The 16,800-nt window shown below is 64.2% G+C and carries 16 protein-coding genes; 14 read left to right on the forward strand and 2 right to left on the reverse strand.

Features of this window, described 5'->3' with window-relative positions; genetic code table 11:
* The 10 genes from J2X92_RS14520 to J2X92_RS14565 form a co-directional block, all read left to right on the forward strand.
* Window positions 1-2,934 (forward strand): beta strand repeat-containing protein (locus J2X92_RS14520; protein ID WP_307576671.1); only part of this gene is annotated, 2,934 nt, incomplete at its 5' end.
* 17 nt (window positions 2,935-2,951) lie between these two features.
* Complete coding sequence (locus tag J2X92_RS14525; protein ID WP_307576672.1) at window positions 2,952-3,854, forward strand: OmpA family protein; 903 nt, start codon at window positions 2,952-2,954, stop codon at window positions 3,852-3,854.
* 203 nt (window positions 3,855-4,057) lie between these two features.
* Entirely contained in the window at window positions 4,058-4,804 is a 747-nt protein-coding gene (locus J2X92_RS14530) for a response regulator transcription factor (protein ID WP_307576673.1), read from the forward strand.
* Window positions 4,805-4,937: 133 nt separating this feature from the next.
* Window positions 4,938-6,053: a FecR family protein gene (locus J2X92_RS14535; RefSeq protein ID WP_444875713.1), complete on the forward strand. Its 1,116-nt coding sequence runs from the start codon at window positions 4,938-4,940 to the stop codon at window positions 6,051-6,053.
* A 3-nt stretch (window positions 6,054-6,056) separates the two neighbouring features.
* The gene (locus tag J2X92_RS14540; protein WP_307576674.1) at window positions 6,057-8,429 is read left to right on the forward strand and encodes a CHASE2 domain-containing protein; all 2,373 of its coding nucleotides are present in this window, start codon (window positions 6,057-6,059) and stop codon (window positions 8,427-8,429) included.
* Window positions 8,430-8,706: 277 nt separating this feature from the next.
* Window positions 8,707-11,025: a YadA family autotransporter adhesin gene (locus J2X92_RS14545; protein ID WP_307576675.1), complete on the forward strand. Its 2,319-nt coding sequence runs from the start codon at window positions 8,707-8,709 to the stop codon at window positions 11,023-11,025.
* Between the two features lie 22 nt (window positions 11,026-11,047).
* Window positions 11,048-11,893 carry an outer membrane protein assembly factor BamE domain-containing protein gene (gene bamE / locus J2X92_RS14550; protein WP_307576676.1) on the forward strand — a complete coding sequence of 282 codons (846 nt, stop codon included), beginning with the start codon at window positions 11,048-11,050 and terminating at the stop codon, window positions 11,891-11,893.
* Window positions 11,894-12,076: 183 nt separating this feature from the next.
* Entirely contained in the window at window positions 12,077-12,394 is a 318-nt protein-coding gene (locus tag J2X92_RS14555; RefSeq protein WP_307576677.1) for a hypothetical protein, read from the forward strand.
* Between the two features lie 136 nt (window positions 12,395-12,530).
* The gene (locus tag J2X92_RS14560; RefSeq protein ID WP_307576678.1) at window positions 12,531-13,127 is read left to right on the forward strand and encodes a L,D-transpeptidase; all 597 of its coding nucleotides are present in this window, start codon (window positions 12,531-12,533) and stop codon (window positions 13,125-13,127) included.
* Window positions 13,128-13,269: 142 nt separating this feature from the next.
* Window positions 13,270-13,515 carry a GlsB/YeaQ/YmgE family stress response membrane protein gene (locus J2X92_RS14565; RefSeq protein ID WP_307576679.1) on the forward strand — a complete coding sequence of 82 codons (246 nt, stop codon included), beginning with the start codon at window positions 13,270-13,272 and terminating at the stop codon, window positions 13,513-13,515.
* 32 nt (window positions 13,516-13,547) lie between these two features.
* Here J2X92_RS14565 and J2X92_RS14570 read toward each other — a convergent pair whose 3' ends face one another.
* Complete coding sequence (locus J2X92_RS14570; protein WP_307576680.1) at window positions 13,548-13,673, reverse strand: hypothetical protein; 126 nt, start codon at window positions 13,671-13,673, stop codon at window positions 13,548-13,550.
* A gap of 216 nt (window positions 13,674-13,889) precedes the next feature.
* Between J2X92_RS14570 and J2X92_RS14575 the strand changes: the two genes are divergently transcribed.
* Entirely contained in the window at window positions 13,890-14,474 is a 585-nt protein-coding gene (locus tag J2X92_RS14575) for a BPSL1445 family SYLF domain-containing lipoprotein (protein WP_307576681.1), read from the forward strand.
* Between the two features lie 4 nt (window positions 14,475-14,478).
* Here J2X92_RS14575 and J2X92_RS14580 read toward each other — a convergent pair whose 3' ends face one another.
* Entirely contained in the window at window positions 14,479-15,339 is an 861-nt protein-coding gene (locus tag J2X92_RS14580; protein ID WP_307576682.1) for a plasmid replication/partition related protein, read from the reverse strand.
* 264 nt (window positions 15,340-15,603) lie between these two features.
* On the opposite strand from J2X92_RS14580, the gene J2X92_RS14585 reads away from it, so the two are divergent.
* The 3 genes from J2X92_RS14585 (at window position 15,604) to J2X92_RS14595 (ending at window position 16,796) form a co-directional block, all read left to right on the forward strand.
* Window positions 15,604-16,149, forward strand: coding sequence for a sigma-70 family RNA polymerase sigma factor (locus J2X92_RS14585; protein ID WP_307576683.1), 546 nt, complete (start codon window positions 15,604-15,606; stop codon window positions 16,147-16,149).
* A gap of 87 nt (window positions 16,150-16,236) precedes the next feature.
* A complete protein-coding gene (locus J2X92_RS14590) occupies window positions 16,237-16,440 on the forward strand; it encodes a DUF4880 domain-containing protein (RefSeq protein WP_307576684.1) in 204 nt (67 codons plus the stop codon).
* 101 nt (window positions 16,441-16,541) lie between these two features.
* Window positions 16,542-16,796 carry an MbtH family protein gene (locus tag J2X92_RS14595; protein WP_307576685.1) on the forward strand — a complete coding sequence of 85 codons (255 nt, stop codon included), beginning with the start codon at window positions 16,542-16,544 and terminating at the stop codon, window positions 16,794-16,796.
* Window positions 16,797-16,800: the final 4 nt, after the last annotated feature.

Raw genomic sequence — 16,800 nt, forward strand, 5'->3', positions numbered from 1 at the left:
GGTACCGATGCGGTGAACGTGAACCAGCTCAATGCGGTGAGTGCAACGGCCAACGCGGGCTTCTTCGTGACCACGGCGGCGACGGGCACTGGCACCGCGACGGGCACCACGGTGCAGAACATCGCGCCGGGCGGCACGGCCACCTACACGGCGGGCAACAACATCGCCATCACGCAGGCTGGTGCGAATGTGCAGATTGCCACGAGCATGACGCCGACCTTCACCAGCGTGAACACCACCAACCTGACGGCCACTGGCAACACCACCATCGGCGGCCCCACGGGCACCCTGAATGTGGTTGGGGGCACCACGGTGAACATGGGCAGCAACGTCATCACCAACGTGGGGACCGGCACCAACCCGACCGACGCGGCGAACGTGGGCCAGATCACTGGTGCGACCACTGCGCTGACCAGCGCCGGCCTGAACTTCACGGGCAACGATGCGACCGCGGGGGTGGTGCACCGGGATCTCGGCACCACACTGGCGATTCAGGGCACGGCCACGACGGTCGGCAACTACTCGGGCGGCAACCTGAAGACGGTGACCGATCCGGTCACGGGTGCGATCAACCTGCAGATGGCCGACTCGCCGGTGTTTGGCGCCACGACGATCAACGCCGGCGGCACGGGCATCATCAGCGGCGTGACCGCCGGTGTGGCCGGCACGGATGCGGTCAACGTGACGCAGCTCAACGCAGTCAGCACGACAGCCAACATGGGGTGGAATGTGACGACGGCGGCAACCGGCACCGGCACGGTTACGGGGACCACGACGCAGAAAATTGCACCGGGCGACACGGCCACCTACACGGCGGGCAACAACATCGCCATCACGCAAGCCGGCGCGAATGTGCAGATTGCCACCAGCATGACGCCGACCTTCACCAGCGTGAACACCACCAACTTGACGGCCACTGGCAACACCATCATCGGCGGCCCCACGGGCACCCTGAATGTGGTTGGGGGCACCACGGTGAACATGGGCAGCAACGTCATCACCAACGTGGGGACCGGCATCAACCCGACCGACGCGGCGAACGTGGGCCAGATCACTGGTGCGACCAATGCGCTGACCGCTGCCGGCCTGAACTTCACGGGCAACGATGCGACTGCTGGGGTGGTGCACCGGGATCTCGGCACCACACTGGCGATTCAGGGCACGGCCACGACGGTCGGCAACTACTCGGGCGGCAACCTGAAGACGGTGACCGATCCGGTCACGGGTGCGATCAACCTGCAGATGGCCGACTCGCCGGTGTTTGGCGCCACGACGATCAACGCCGGCGGCACGGGCATCATCAGCGGCGTGACCGCCGGTGTGGCCGGTACCGACGCGGTCAACGTGACACAGCTCAATGCAGTCAGCACGACGGCCAACATGGGTTGGAACCTGCAGGCCAATGGCGACACGGCTACCAATGTGGCGCCGGGCGGCATTGTGGAGTTCGTGAACGGGCAGAACATTCTGCTCACGCACGCCGGCAACACCATCACGGTGGCAACCTCGCCCGATCTGGTGGCCGACAGTCTGACGATCAGCGGCGGACCGACCATCAACAGCAGCGGCATTACGATGAACGCCGGCAACACGCTGAACATGGGTGACAACCGGATCACCAATGTGGGGAACGGCACTGCTTTGACCGACGCAGTCAACCTGAGCCAGTTGAACACGGCAACCTCCACGGCGGCCAACATGTGGATCACCGGTTCGCCGACGGTCTACGTGGCGCCCATCTCCACGGGCAGCAACGCCACGGCAGTGGGCTCCGGCTCCACGGCCAGCGGAACCAACAGCGTGGCCGTTGGCACCGGAGCCACCGCAACCACGGCCAACAGCGTGGCGCTGGGCAACGATAGCACCACGGGCACGGCCACCGCGGTAACGGGCACGACCATCGGTGGAACCAGCTACACCTTTGCGGGCGCAGCGCCCACGGGTGTGGTGAGCGTGGGTAGCGCTGGCGCAGAGCGCCAGGTCACCAATGTAGCGGCAGGGCAGTTGACCGCCAACAGCACCGATGCGGTCAATGGCAGCCAGCTGTACGCCACCAACACCGCCGTCTCCAACCTGGGCACAACCGTTAACGCGGCCAGGACCCACTACTACAGCGTCAACGACGGCGGCGTGCAGCAGGCCAACTACAACAACGACGGCGCCACGGGTGTGAACTCGCTGGCAAGCGGCGTGCGGGCCAGCGCCACCGGCGCGGGTGGCATTGCGGTGGGCCTCAACTCGGTGGCAACCGGAGGCAACAGCATCGCGATCGGTGCGGGCGCGGTAGCCAGTGTGGGTGGCGTGGCGCTCGGTGCCGGGTCCGTGGCGACTCGAGCCGGCATGAATGGTCGAAGCGAAGCCTTCTCGAACGTCTCGGTGTCGTCCACGCAGGGAGCGGTCTCGATCGGCAGCCCGGGCAACGAGCGGCAGATCACCGATGTGGCTGGCGGTATCGCGTCGACCGATGCGGTCAATGTGCGCCAGTTGCGGGCGGTGCAAGACGGCGCCATCAACTACAGCACGAACGTTGACGGCACCACCAACTACAACCAGATCGTTCTGGGCAACGGACAGGCACCCAACGGCACCGTTATTTCGAACGTGGCGCCTGGCGTCATGGGCACCGATGCGGTCAACGTCAATCAGCTCAATGGCGTGAGCAACCGCGTCAATGCGCTGGGCGACCAGATCAACAAGGTGGGCCGCAATGCCTACGCCGGTGTGGCGGCCGCCATGGCTGTGCAAATGCCGGGCCAGTCGTTGCCGGGCAAGACGGTGATGCGCGTGGGCTACGGCACCTTCAAGGGCGAGAGCGCCGTGGGTATCAGCTTCCGCCGCACTGCCGACAACAACGGCTGGAGCCTGACGGGCGGCGTGGGCATGAGCCGCGCGGGCGCGGCGGCGACTGTGGGTGCCGAGTGGGTCTTCGATTGATTCAAGGAACAACGATCATGGAAAAACAACTGCAACAACGTGCCACGATGCTGGTGTCAACGCTGGTCGGCTTGCCGCCCCTGCTTGCCCTTTTGTGCGTGCTCGCGCTGAACGGCTGCGCCAGCCCGGGCTATCCCATCGCGCCGGAAGGCCAGGCAAGCGCCGCCAAGGACATGCCGCCACCGCCCAAGGCCGAGGACTTTCCGAAGCTCGACTCGGCCAAGTGGAAGCAGGGCGCTTTTCCAAGCCTGGAAGCGCTGCGCATGATGCGCGCGGGCATGGGCAAGGACCAGGTCCGCGAACTGCTCGGGTCGCCGCATTTCAGCGAGGGTCTGGCGGGAGTCAAGGAGTGGAACTACATCTTCCACTTTCGCACCGGTAAAGGCGCGGAGTTCGTCACCTGCCAGTACATGGTGCGCTACAACGGCGACAGGCTGACGCACGGCATGTATTGGAAGGACCCGGACTGCGCGATGCTGGTCGAACCGCCACAGGTCAAGCCAATGCCCATGGCCGCGGCCGTGGCAACGCCGCCGCAAAAGGTGACTCTTGGCGCCGATGGCCTGTTTCGCTTCGACGGTGGTGCCCTGGGCGATCTGATGCCCGAAGGCCGTGCCAAGGTCGAGAAACTTGCGGCGGATATCAAGCGCAACTTCAAGCGCGTGAACTCCATCGCCGTGACTGGTCATACGGACCGGCTGGGCACCGCCAGCTACAACGAGGCGCTGTCACTGGCGCGGGCCAACACCGTGCGTGAACTGCTCGCGCAACAGGGCATCGACCGCAACGCCATCCGCACCGCAGGCATGGGTGCTCGGCAGCCGGTCGCGCAGTGCCCGGGGGCCGCGAAGACCCCGGCGCTGGTGAGCTGCCTGCAGCCCAATCGCCGCGTCGACATCGAAGTGGCCGGCGATCAGTAAGCAAGTAAGCAGCCTTTAGGAACTGGGGAGGGGCGCAGACGCCCCAGGCAAGTCAGCTGTGGGTTGGTTCGATGCTTCGTTGCAACCATGCGACTTCGAATCGACCAGCCAATCCCCACCCCTCTTGGCAGACATAATGTAACTTTAGTAACAAAACATATTGTCTTTGATCGCTTTGGTTCCTTCACTCACGCCACACCCTTATGCGTATTGCTGTACTCGAAGACGAGCCGGCCCAGATGAGTTTGCTGGTGGACATGCTCGAGCATCGCTTGCTCATCGTCGAGGAGCCGGTGTCGTGCACGCCGTTCACCAGTGGCGAAGCCTTGCGGGAGGCGCTCCGCCTCGAAAGCTTCGACCTGCTGGTGCTCGACTGGAACGTGCCCGACCTGAATGGCGTGGAATTGCTGGCCTGGCTGCGCAAGCAGAGGGAAAGCACGGTTCCGGTGGTGATGCTGAGCTCGCGCCACTCCGAGCGCGATGTGGCAAGTGCCCTTGGCACGGGAGCCGACGACTACGTGGTGAAGCCCTTTCGCCCACTGGAGTTGGCCGCGCGCATCCAGCGCCTTCTGAAGTCGAGGCACCTTGCGGCAGCAAGCGCGCTGGAGCACTTCGGCACTTGGGTGTTCGACCGCATCTCGTCGAGCGTGGGGATTGGCGCCGCAGGCGCGGAGCCGGCACGCCGGGTGTCGCTGAGCGACAGCGAATTTCGCATGGCGCTGGCGCTGTTTCGAAACCTGGGCCGGCCGGTCTCGCGCGTGCACCTGCTGGAGTGCGCCGGGCGCGAGGGCGAGACGCCCAGCCGCGCGCTCGACAGCCAGATCTATCGGCTCCGTATCAAGCTACGTTTGAATGTTGCGCATGGGCTTCAATTGCACACCGTCTACGGACACGGCTATCGCCTGGAAGCTTCGCATGGCAATGAGCATGCGACCATCGGGCCAGTCTAAGAGGCCGTCGTCGAGCAGTAGCCTTGCATTGCTCACTGTGCTGTCGTTGACGCTTCTCTCCGGGGGCGCGCGCGCACAGTCCACTCACGTGGTGCGGCCCGGTGAAACACTGTGGGACATATCGCGCCAGCACATGAACACGCCGCTGCGCTGGCCCGAACTGCAGCGCAGCAATGCCGTGCCGGTGCCCGAGCATCTGAAGCCGGGACAGGTGCTGCTGCTTGGCGGTGGACCTGCAGTCGCAGCCGTGGTGGAGCTGTCAGGCAGCGCATGGCTCAAAAGAGGCAACGCCGCGCCGCGCCCGCTGGCGCAAGGTGCTGCGGTCCGGGCCAACGACGTGGTGGTAACAGATCGCGGCGCCTTTCTCAGTCTGGGTTTGGGCGACGGCAGCCGCTTGGTCATGCCTTCGAGCAGTGCGGTCCAGGTCCTAGTGGCCAATGGCCGCGTCACGCGATTGCAATTGTTGGACGGGCGTGTCGAGGCGCACGTCGAGAAACAGCGTGGCCGTGAATTCGAGATCCGCAACCGCACGGCGGGGCTGGCGGTGCGCGGCACGCACTTTCGCGCGCGCAACGAAGAAGGCGTGACCACGGCGGAGGTGATCGAGGGAGAGGTGGCTGTGTCCAGCGCGGACCGGCCGGACCTGTTGCTTGCGGCGGCAAGTGGCACCTTGCTCGAGGGCCCGGGCGCGCTGCAGGCCCAGCCGTTGTTGCCGCCACCGCAGAATGCGCAGCAGGGCAGGGACCGAGCCTCCGTGGTGCCGATGACAGGTGCAATCGGCTATCGCATGCAGCTGGCGCGCGACGATCGCTTTCTGCAATTGACCTATGAGCAGCGTTCGCAGCAAGGAGATTTTATATTGCCCGGGGACTTGCAGCCCGGCTTCTATCACCTGCGGCTCACGGCGTTCGATGCACGGCAACTCGAGGGCATGCCAGGCGACAGCATCGTCTACATCGGCGTGAGTGCCACGCCGATCGGCGTCCGTCGCATGGACGATGGCCGCTACGAGATCAGCTGGCCTGCGCGGCCGGGCCAGCGCTATGCCTTCGAGCTGGCGCGCACGCCAGCCTTTGCGCCTGCGCTGGTGAGCGAGCCCGCGCTCTACAGCGGTGGCGCGCTGGTGGGTCCGCTCGACGTGCCGGGGCGCTATCACTGGCGCAGCCGCGAGATCACAACGCCCGGCGCCGAGGCCATGGTCTTCGAGGGCAGCTTCGACGTTCCCGCGCCACCACTGAAGAACCCCTGACCCGTGAGGCGCCGTTTTCACGCCGAATGGCTGCTGATGATGGCTTTGCTGCCTCTGGCGATGTGGTCGCTGCAGCGTTCGTCCGACCTGGCGCAAATCGACCTCAAGGTGTATGACCATGTGATGAGCCGGGCGCGGGCCACGCCGTCGCCAGACATTCTGGTGGTCGGGATTGATCAACGCAGCCTCGACGCCCTGGGGCCTTGGCCCTGGCCGCGCAGCGTGCATGCACAGCTGTTGGAGCGGCTGGCGCCCATGGAGCCCAAGGGCGTGCTGCTCGACCTGTTTCTGGACACGCCATCGGAGGACCCCGAGCAGGACCGTTTGCTGGCGCAGGCCATGACACGGGTTCCGGTGTATTTGCCGCTGTACTTCACGGGGCCTGGCGACACGCCGCTCGACAACGCATCTGGCTTCCAGCAGCCCTTGCCTGAATTCGTGCGTAGCGCCAAGGCGCTCGGTCACGTCAACATCACACGCGATGCCGATGGCGTTGCACGCCGGATGTTCTTGCGCGAAGGAGTGCAAGGGAAGCTGCAAAACTATCTGGGCGCGTACCTGGCCGGGCACCTTGCGGCAAGCGATGTCGACAGCTCGCCCTTGCGGCAGCGCGCAGATGGTTGGCAGATGCAAGGCGAGTTTGGCGTTCCGCTGGCGGGGCCTGCGGGTAGCTGGCGCACAGTGCCCTACGTGAGCGTGCTGCAAGGCGAGGTGCCGCCGGAGCTGCTGCGCCACAAGGTGATCCTGGTCGGGGCGGTGGGCAGTTCGCGTCTGGAAGACGAATTGTCGGTAGCCGGCGCCGGAGCGATTGCCTCGCTTCCAAGCATCGAGATGCACGCCAACGCAATCGACGCCCTGCGCCACGGGACGACGGTGCACTTTGTCGGCGGGGCGTGGCTGGCGGCGTGGGTCGCCGTGCCCATTTGGCTGGCGCTGGCGCTCTTTCGCCGGTTTGCCCGCAAGGCGTGGACCGTGGCCCTTGCATTGGTCGCAATTTGCGTGGGCTTCAGCCTTGGCATTTTCGGCGCGGCGCACATGTGGCTTCCGCCCTCTGCGCCCGTGCTGGGCATTGTCCTGGGCTACATGCTGTGGAGCTGGCGGAGGCTGGACGCACTGTTCCAGTTTTTCCAACAGAGCGCTGCCGCACTCAACGCGGTGCCAAGCGGTGCCTTCGATCCGGAGCGCCGTGCGCCCGTGCGAGCCTGGGACGACTTGCATGCGCATACGCTCATGCTCGACGACGCCATCGACCGCATCGCGCAGATTCGTACGCTGCTCAGCATGAGCTTGTGGCAAATGCCGGTGGCGCTGCTCGTGTGCCGCGACGACGGCACGATCACCACCAGCAATGCGGCGGCACGTGCACTGCTGAACGCGCAAGCGGCGAGCGACGCCGAAGCGGACGATCCGCTGCGCGGCCGCGCGGTCGAGGCCTTGCTTGCGCAAGCGAGCAGCGATGGAGCCGCCGATCCGCCCGAGTGCGGCGCCATGCGGCATTGGTCGGAAAGCATTGGCGTCGAACGCACGACGCTCGACGGCAAGGTATTGCGCGCACAGGCCGCAGCGTTGAACCGGCTCAGCATGGGCGACACGTCTTGGCTGGTGGTGCTGCACGACCTCACCGCCGAGCGGCGCGCCGAGCAGGAGCGCGAGCAGTGGCTGAGTTTCATGTCGCACGACATGCGCACGCCGCAGGTCAACATTCTGAGCCTGCTCGATCTGCGCGCTCACGGTGCCGACTGGCTCGACCAGCCCAAGCTGACCGAGAGCCTGCGCCGCGAGGCCGAGCGGTCGCTGCGGCTCGCCGACGACTTCGTCGATCTCCTGAAGGCCCGCATGCACAGCTATCGGTTCGTGCAAATGCCGGCAGGAGCCATCGCGCTGGACGCGGTCGACCAGGTGTGGGCCCACGCGGCGCAGCGTGGCGTCAAGCTCTCTGCCGAGGTGCCGACGGAAGAAGACGTCGAGCTGTGGACGGATGCGCCGCTGCTCACGCGCGCGGTAGTCAACCTGCTGAACAACGCCATTCGCCACAGCCCTTCAGGCGCGTCGATTCGGCTGTGCGTATCGGTGGGTGGTGAGGCAGCGTCTCAACGCGTGTTGATTGCCGTATGCGATGAAGGCTCGGGCATGTCACCAGAGCTCATGGAGGCATTGCTGCGCAATGACGCGGAAGGCGTGATGCCGGCGAGGGGCAGCGATTCGGATGCTGCTGCATCGAGCGGGTTTGCTGCCCGTTCGCACGGCGTCGGCCTGGCCATCGTGTGCGCCGTGGTCGATCGCCACGGCGGACGGCTCGACGGCCATAGCGAGCCCGGCGTGGGCACAACCTTCGTGATGGACTTGCCTCGCCACTTTCCTGCCGATCGAATCTGAGCTGACAGGGTTCGAGTTGCGGAGGATTGGTGGTCTGTTAATACCTAGCTACTCTGATTTGATAACTAGATCACATTACTTTGCGCCGATTCAACTCAATTCTCGCAAAACCTAGCGAGAGACCCTCTCCCTCGCGTCTCGCTCGACACCATAGGGCAGTGAGGGCCTAAGAAAGTTCTACGGCTGTATTGCCGGGACAAGGCCACTCGAGACCCACAACCAGGAGGTAGCGATGCAGAGGAAAGACGGTTCTATTTCAGGCGCAAGCCGAGGTCTGTTGATCAAGCCCTTGGAGACAGAAGACCGCTGGCGCGCGCGCATCGGCAAGCGTGCGGTGGGCACTGCACTGGTGTTGCTGGCCGCTTCTGCCGCGCAGGCGCAGGTCAAGATCGGTGACAACCCCATCACTATCAATCCAGGTTCACTGCTGGAACTCGAAAGCACCAACCGCGGCGCTCTGCTTCCCCGCATCGCGCTGACCGACCGCAACACCTGGGGCCTGAACGGGAACCAGCCGGTCGAAGGTATGGTGGTCTACAACAGCACCGCAACGACGGGCGTCAACGGACTACAGGAAGGCCTGGCGGTGTGGAAGAACGGCCAATGGATCAGCGTGGACGAGACGCCGTACTTCCACACCAACTCCAACCTGGTCGGCAATTCGACTTTGGCGAATTCGGGTGCCACCGGCGCCAACTCCACCGCAATCGGCCCCCAAGCGGTGGCCTCCGGCACCAACGCATTGGCCGTGGGCTATTCCGCGACGGCATCTACCGACAACAGTGTTGCACTGGGCATCAATGCCAAAGCGAGCAATGGCGGCATGGTGGCTATCGGGGCTGGTGCCCAATCGCTTGCCCAGAACACGATCGCCATTGGCGGGACGGCGAGCGTCCGGCTGGGCATCGCCATCGGCTTTGCGTCCAACTCTGCTGGTAACGGTGCCGTTGCCATCGGCGATGCAACGACTTCCAGTGCGTTCTCCACGGTGGCATTGGGCCAGAGTGCAGTGGCCACGAATGACTACGCTGTCAGCATGGGCCGCCTGGCGAATGCAAGCAACGTGCGAACCACTTCCCTCGGCGCCAACTCGGTGGCATCGGGTATCGCCGCGACATCCGTCGGGTCGATGACCACTGCCACCGGCAACTATGCAACGGCCACGGGGGGACGGGTCTACATGCTCAACGGTGCTCCGCTGAACAGCACCTACACCCCAGGCGTCGGGTTTGCGACCGCGTCCGACGGTTTCGTAGACACGCAGGCGTCGGGCGCGCTGGCGACGGCTAACGGGTCAGGAGCGAGAGCCACTGCGGACCAGAGTTTGGCGCTGGGTGCGTTGAGCCAGGCGAGCCAGGTTGGCTCGGTAGCATTGGGCGCAGGTTCCGTCTCCGACCGTGCGATAGCCCCCTCAACGGGCACCATTCCGTCCGGCAATTTCCTCATTGACTACAACACCACCGACAAGACGCTCCTTGGTGCGGTTTCCGTCGGCAGTGCCACCAGCTACCGCCAGATCACCAATGTGGCCGACGGGACGCAGGCACAGGATGCCGTCACGATCCGGCAGTTGTCCAGCGCGCTGCAGTCCTTCGCCGTTACCCCCACCCTGTATTTCCACGCGAATTCCAGTGCCGCGGATTCGCTGGCCATCGGTGCGGAGTCGGTGGCCGTGGGTCCTCAGACGGTGGTCAACGGCAACAACGGCGTGGGCATCGGCAACGGTGCCGTGGTGCAGCAGAGCGCGCCTGGCGGCATTGCCATCGGCCAGGCAGCCACGTCGCACATGGCGGACTCGATTGCGTTGGGCACTCAGTCTTCGGCGGCGGCCGCTCAGGGCGTGGCCATCGGTGCGGGGGCGAGCGTCACCCAAGCTGGGGGTGTCGCCCTCGGCGCTGGCGCGATCTCTTCGACAGCCGCAGGCGTGGCAGGCTATGTTCCGCCTACCGCCACGGCCTCGCAGCGTACAGCCATTGGAGCAACCACCAGCACGCTCGGGGCGGTGTCGGTGGGCGACGCGGCCAGCGGCCAGTTCCGCCAGATCACGGGTGTGGCCGCGGGCGCGGCCGATGGTGACGCGGTGAACGTCTCCCAACTGAAAGCGGTGCAAGGCGCGGTGGCCTCGATCGACCAGTCGGCGGTCAAGTACGACACCAACCCCGATGGCACGACCAACTACAACAGCGTGACCATGGGCGGCAACAACTCGACCGGCCCGGTGAAGATCAGCAACGTGGCGCCGGGCGTGGCCGGCACCGATGCTGTCAACGTGAACCAGTTGAACAGCGGGATTGCCGCGGCAAACGCGTACACCGACAACCGGGTGAACAGCCTGCAGAACACCATCGAACGCAACACCAAGTTGCTGTCGGGCGGCATCGCCGCATCCGCTGCCATGGCCGTGGTCACGCCAGTAGAACCGGGCCGCTATCACATGAGCGGCGCGGTCGCCGGCTACAACGGCCAGGCCGGCATAGGCCTCAACCTGCTCAAGCGCTCCGACAACGGACAGACCACTTTGCATGGTGGCGTGGGCTGGGGCTCCGGCGGGGGCAAGGCGATTGTTCGCGTTGGTTTCGGTTTTTCGTTCGATTGATCGAGCACTCAGGAGCAATCGCATGAAACAAGCAATTCAATTCTTCCTGTCGGCGGCGGTGCTGGCAGTCACCGTCGGCTGCGCATCGACGAGCGGCTCTTCGGCCACCTCTGCCACCTCGGCCGAGCATTCGGTGAACTTTCCCGATATGGACAAGGCGTGGCTCAAGAACGGCACGTTCGTCGATGTGGAGCAGCTGCGCCGCATCGGTCCTGGCATGACCAAGAACCAGGTGCGCGAACTCATCAGCTATCCGCACTTCAGCGAGGGCCTGTTCGGTCCGCGCGAGTGGAACTACATCTTCAACTTTCGCACGGGCAAGGGCCACGAGTTCATTACCTGCCAGTACATGGTGCACTTCGACAAGGACATGAAGAGCCAGGACTTCCACTGGAAGGGCGCGGACTGCGAGGCAATGTTGAAGCCGGTTGCTCCCGTGGCAATGGCCATGCCCGCAGCCGCTCCCGTCATGCAGAAGCGCGTCACCTTGAGCGCAGATGCTCTTTTCGCGTTCGACCGGTCGGCCGCCAATGACATGCTGCCCAAGGGGCGCGCCGAACTGGATGAACTTGCGCGTGCCCTGCAACGGCAAGGCGTGGAAGTTCAAAGCCTGCAGATCACAGGCCATGCAGATCGGCTCGGCAATCAAGCCTACAACCAGGAGCTGGCGCTTCGCCGTGCAAGCACGGTACGCGACTACCTGAAAACGTCTGGTCTTCGGGTGCCAATGCAGGTCGGCTCGAGCGGTGCGCGTGAACCCGTGACCATGAATTGCAAGGGGACGGTCCGCACGCCCGAACTGATTGCATGCCTGCAGCCGGATCGCCGAGTAGTGGTGGACATCGTTGGTCAGGCGCCATCGAAGTGATCGCACGATAAGCGGGTTGACCAGACATGCGGCTGAAGCGCGTCAAAAGTCACAACCGGCGAGTTTGACGTGTATGCCTTGTGCGTCTCTTCTGCACCCTCGGACGTTCTTGATCTCAGACTGCGCTTGCGCTTGGATCCCCTCGGCGGGGTGCAGTCGATTTATGAAACCCAAGGAGATCACATGAAGATTCAAAGCACGATGTCTCGCATCCTGGTGGCCACCGCCATGGCTCTCGCAATTGCGCCAGCACTCGCGCAAAGTGTTACACCGGCAGCAAAGAAGGCAGACATGCCCTCGGTTTCCGGCAATACGCAGATGCCGGCAGGGACGCAAAACCAGACCGGCGGACCCATGGGCGAAACGGGTACGACCATGCAAGCCGCAACGCCTGCTGCAAGCGCACAGCCAACGGCTCGCGCCGTGGCCATGGCGCCGGCTCCTAAAGCAGAACCTGCCCGCCGTCCGGCCGTACGCCGCGCCCGTGCAGACCGGGGCTGATTAGCCATTGCACGCATACGCGGCTTGGCCTTTCTGGCTGCGCCGCGTGTTCTTCATTTGCCTTTGCATGCACGGATGCATCCTCCGAGTTTTCTCGGTTACGCAATTTTTCTGCCTCGCTATCGGTTGCGCCGCGATGCTCCTTCAGGCATCGGGTGCCGCAGAGGCGATTTCACCTGCAGTTGATGCAGAGCCAGCCGACGTTCGTATGGTCGCGCAAGCAGCGGTTGGCACACGCGACAACCAGGGCCTTCCTTTCGCAATCGTGGACAAAAAGAGGGCACGCGTTTTCATCTATGGGGCGCGCGGTGCCTTGCAAGGAGTATCGCCCGTGCTGCTGGGGCTCGCGCGCGGCGACGACTCCGTGCCAGGAATCGGAGAGCGGAAGATGTCCGAGATCCGCCCCGAAGAGCGCACAACGCCGGCGGGCCGATTTAATTCAGAGCCTGGCGTCAACCTGCAAGGCGAAGACATCGTTTGGCTCGACTATGACGCGGCGGTGTCAATGCATCGCGTCCGAACGAACAACAAGAAGGAGCGACGCCTGGAGCGGCTTGCTTCGGCGCGACCCGAGGATCACCGTATTTCCTATGGTTGCGTCAACGTTCCTGCCGGCTTCTACGATGCTCACGTGAAGCCGCTGTTCGGCAATGCACCCGGCGTGATCTACGTCCTGCCCGAGAACAAGTCTGCGCGCGAGTACTTCAAGTTCATGCCGGACGCAGGTAGGTGATCCAGCGTTGGACGTGCTGCAAAGAATATCCTCGTCAGGCAGCAAAAAATCACAAACCTGAGGCGCCCCGGCTTTTTTACGCATCCATGACTGCTAGTCTCAGCTTTCATGGCCGGTTCGGCCTAATCAAGGGAGTAGATAAATGAGTTTGTTGTGGTTTCTCGTTGTGGGTCTGGTTGCTGGCTGGCTGGCTGGCATGCTCGTCAAGGGCGGCGGCTTCGGCCTCATTGGCGATCTCGTCGTCGGCGTGATCGGCGCCGTATTCGGAGGTTTTCTGTTCTCTACGTTCGGCGTTTCCAGTGGCGGCGGTCTTGTCGGCAGCCTTGTCGTCGCAACCGTGGGTGCCGTGGTGCTGCTGTTCATCGTCCGGCTCGTAAAGCGCGCATAGCGCCGACGCAGAACTGAGCCGCAAGCAGCAGATCACGCGTTGCGGTTAGCGCCGCACCAGCGTGCCATGAACACCGCCAGCACGGCGGTCATTTGCATCAGGCAGTCGATAGAAAAGGCCGCACGGCACGCGTTCAGCCGCGCCTTTGTTTTCTTCAAGGCGTCACTGGCAAGCTGCCGGCAATGCGGCGCTGACTCAGCTGTTGTGCCCCGGCTCTTGCGGGCTCGCGTTTCTCTAACGGCGCAACTTCGCGTAGGCCTTTTTCGCCACCCTGTTCCGAGGGGAATTTCCGGAACTAGCATGGTCGAACAGCAGGCCGCCGAGCGGCATGAAGGCACTCGGCTTTTCACCCGTTTTCTGCAAAGGAGAGCACCATGCGATCCATTCGTTTCAGCAGCCTTGCTCTCGCGTGTGCCGTCGCTGTCGGCAGCATCGCGGTCGTAGGTTGCACCACCACGCGGCCCCAGGACCAGGCAAGCAGCGCATCGACGCGCGCTTCGATCGATGCCCAGGTGGACGCCGCGTTGTCCAAGCTGTATGACTCCGTCCGGGGCTCGCGCGAAATGGTTGCCTCGTCCAGGGGCGTGCTGGTGTTTCCCGCCGTGGTTGGAGCCAGCATGGGCATAGGAGCCGAGTACGGCCGTGGCGCGCTGCGCGTCGGCGGACGCACGCAGGCCTACTACAGCACCACCGCGGGCTCGATCGGCTTCCAGGCCGGTGCGCAGTCGAAGGCCGTGATCTACGTGTTCACCACGCAGGCGGCGCTCGACAAGTTCCGCAACAGCAAGGGCTGGACGGCCGGCGCCGATGCCACGGTGGCCGCCGCAACCTTTGGCGCCAACGGCAGCATCGACACCAACACGATCCAGCAACCGGTGGTGGGCTTTGTGCTGACCAACGTGGGCCTCGAAGCCGGCGTCTCGATATCGGGCGCGAAGATCAGCGAGATCCGGTTGTAGGCGACTAGCCGGCGGCCTCGGTCGCGAGCTGCGCCTGCAGAGCGGCGACCTGCTTACGCAGCGCCGCATTCTCGGCCGTCAGTTCAGCTACGCGCTGCTGCAGCAATTGCAGCGCGTCGGAATCCGTTGCCGCGGCTTCGGTCGGGCTCGATTCGGCCGACTCGTCGCGAGGCCGGCGCTTGGATTCGCGAACGCGTTTGGCGGCCTGCTTCAGTTCGTCCTTGCCGGCGTTGGCCGCAAAGACCTGCTCTTCGGCGGGCAGGCTGGCTACGGCCGCGGCCGTGTTGATGGAGATTACACCCGACTTCACGGCCGCCACCAGTTCGGGCGCGGCCTGCTTCTGGATCCTCTCGATCATCACCACCTGGTTGCTGCTCAGGCGCGCGGCCCGGGCAATGGCTTCGCGGCTGCTGAGTGGCGCAGGCGGGGGGATGGCAGGCGCTTCAGCCGCAGCAGCGGACGATTCCGCGCTGGGCGTATCGACGTCGAAGGGCGCGTCGTTGTCGTCCGATGAAGCCGTCTTGGCCAACGCGCGTGCACGGCGCTCGTCGACGATGTCCTTCTTCCGCAGCGCGAGCACGCCGCGCAGAAAGTCGGAGATGCTGCGCCGGCCCAGGTGCTGGTCGATCATCCATAGGTGCACGTCCTCGATCGTCTTGAAGCGTGTGTTCTGCACCGTTTGGAACGGCAGCCCGTGCTTCTGGCAAATGCCGTAGCGGTTGTGGCCGTCCACCAGCACGTCGCCCCACAGCACCAGCGCATCGCGGCAGCCTTCGGTGAGGATGCTGCGTTCCAGCGCCTCGTGCTCCTCCGGGGTCATTGGATCGATATAGGCTTTGAGTTCTTCGTTGACGACGATGTTCATGGGCAAGGGAGCGGGGAAAGGGGCGGAATTCTAGATGGGCGACAAACGTCGCCTGCCTGAAATCATGAAGTCGGCTGTCTCGCTTTGGCGTGCTCGAACGTCTAGTGGGTATGGAGCATTAAGAGGATCGGGAAATGGGGCTTTTTTGTACCCACAAGTAGTAATAATTCTCATTTGTATTGAGCACTTCAGGAGCATCGCCTTCATGTTCACAGGTCTGCACCTTTGCCGACGTTCTTCCGGGCGGCATGCGCCCCGCCTCGCATGATGAGAGAACCCATCGACGCGGCGCTGCATCTGTCTGAACCCACGCTCACGGAGGTCTTCATTGCCAACCGGCCGCAGCTGCTGCGCGTGGCGCGAAGAATCGTCCGCACCGCGGAGCTTGCCGACGACGTGATGCAGGACGCGTACCTGAAGATTGCCGACGGACCCTGCGTGCGCAAGGCCGACAGACCCATTGGCTATTGCTGCCAGGTCGTGCGCAACGTCGCGCTCGACTGCTGCCGGCGTCACACGGTCGAGGCGAGCTACCGCACCTTCGACATCGACGTCGAGACACTGGACGTGGCCGGCCCGCCCGCACCAGACCGCCTGATGTGCGAGCGCCAGGCGATCCGCGCGATCGACAAGGTGCTGGCGGCGCTGCCAGCGCGAACGCGAACGGTGTTCGAGCTCTACCGGCTCGAAGGCCTCACGCAGCGCGAAATTGCGCTGCGCCTGGGTTGTGCGCTCGGCTTGGTGAACGGGCTCATCGCCGAAGCGGCGCAAGCCATCAAGGAATGCGGCCGCCTGCTCGTGAATGATTGAGCGCGTCTTTGCGTGCGGGATTGGTGTAAGGTGAAAGCCTTAGCGCTGGCGCATCGTGCGGCCGCGCAATGCCACACACCTTCACGCATGACACAAGAGCAGGACGATCCCATCTGGAGCGCCGCATGGCAATGGGTGCGGCGCGAGTACGACCGCGAGAACTTCAATGCGGTCGCACGCGCCGAGATGACGGCCTGGCTCGTTGCCGATCCTCTGCATCGCAAGGCCTACGACAAGGCGGCCCGCCTGTGGCTCCTGGCCGGCCTGGTGCCGCCTTCCGCGTCGGAGTGAACAGATCCCGTACTGAAACGTCTTGTTGAGCAGGAGCGAACAGATGGCCCACCCGGGGCTTCTGCCTCGCTCTTTCTGTTCAACCGCATAAGGACGTATCCATGTCGACGAGCTGCTTCGATCGCGAAGACGAGACCTTCATTGTTCTGGTCAACCACGAAGACCAGTATTCCATCTGGCCCCACTGGAAGGCCGTGCCGAAGGGTTGGACCGCGGTCGACGGCGTCAAGGGCGACAAGAAGACCGTGCTCGCCTACGTCGAAGAGGCGTGGACCGACATGCGGCCCCGCTCGCTGCGCGAGTGGATGGCGCAGCAGGAAAAAAATCCGACGAACACGCAAGCCGCGGCCGGTTGACGCG

The sequence above is a fragment of the Variovorax paradoxus genome (assembly GCF_030811855.1).
GTDB lineage: Bacteria > Pseudomonadota > Gammaproteobacteria > Burkholderiales > Burkholderiaceae_C > Variovorax > Variovorax paradoxus_L.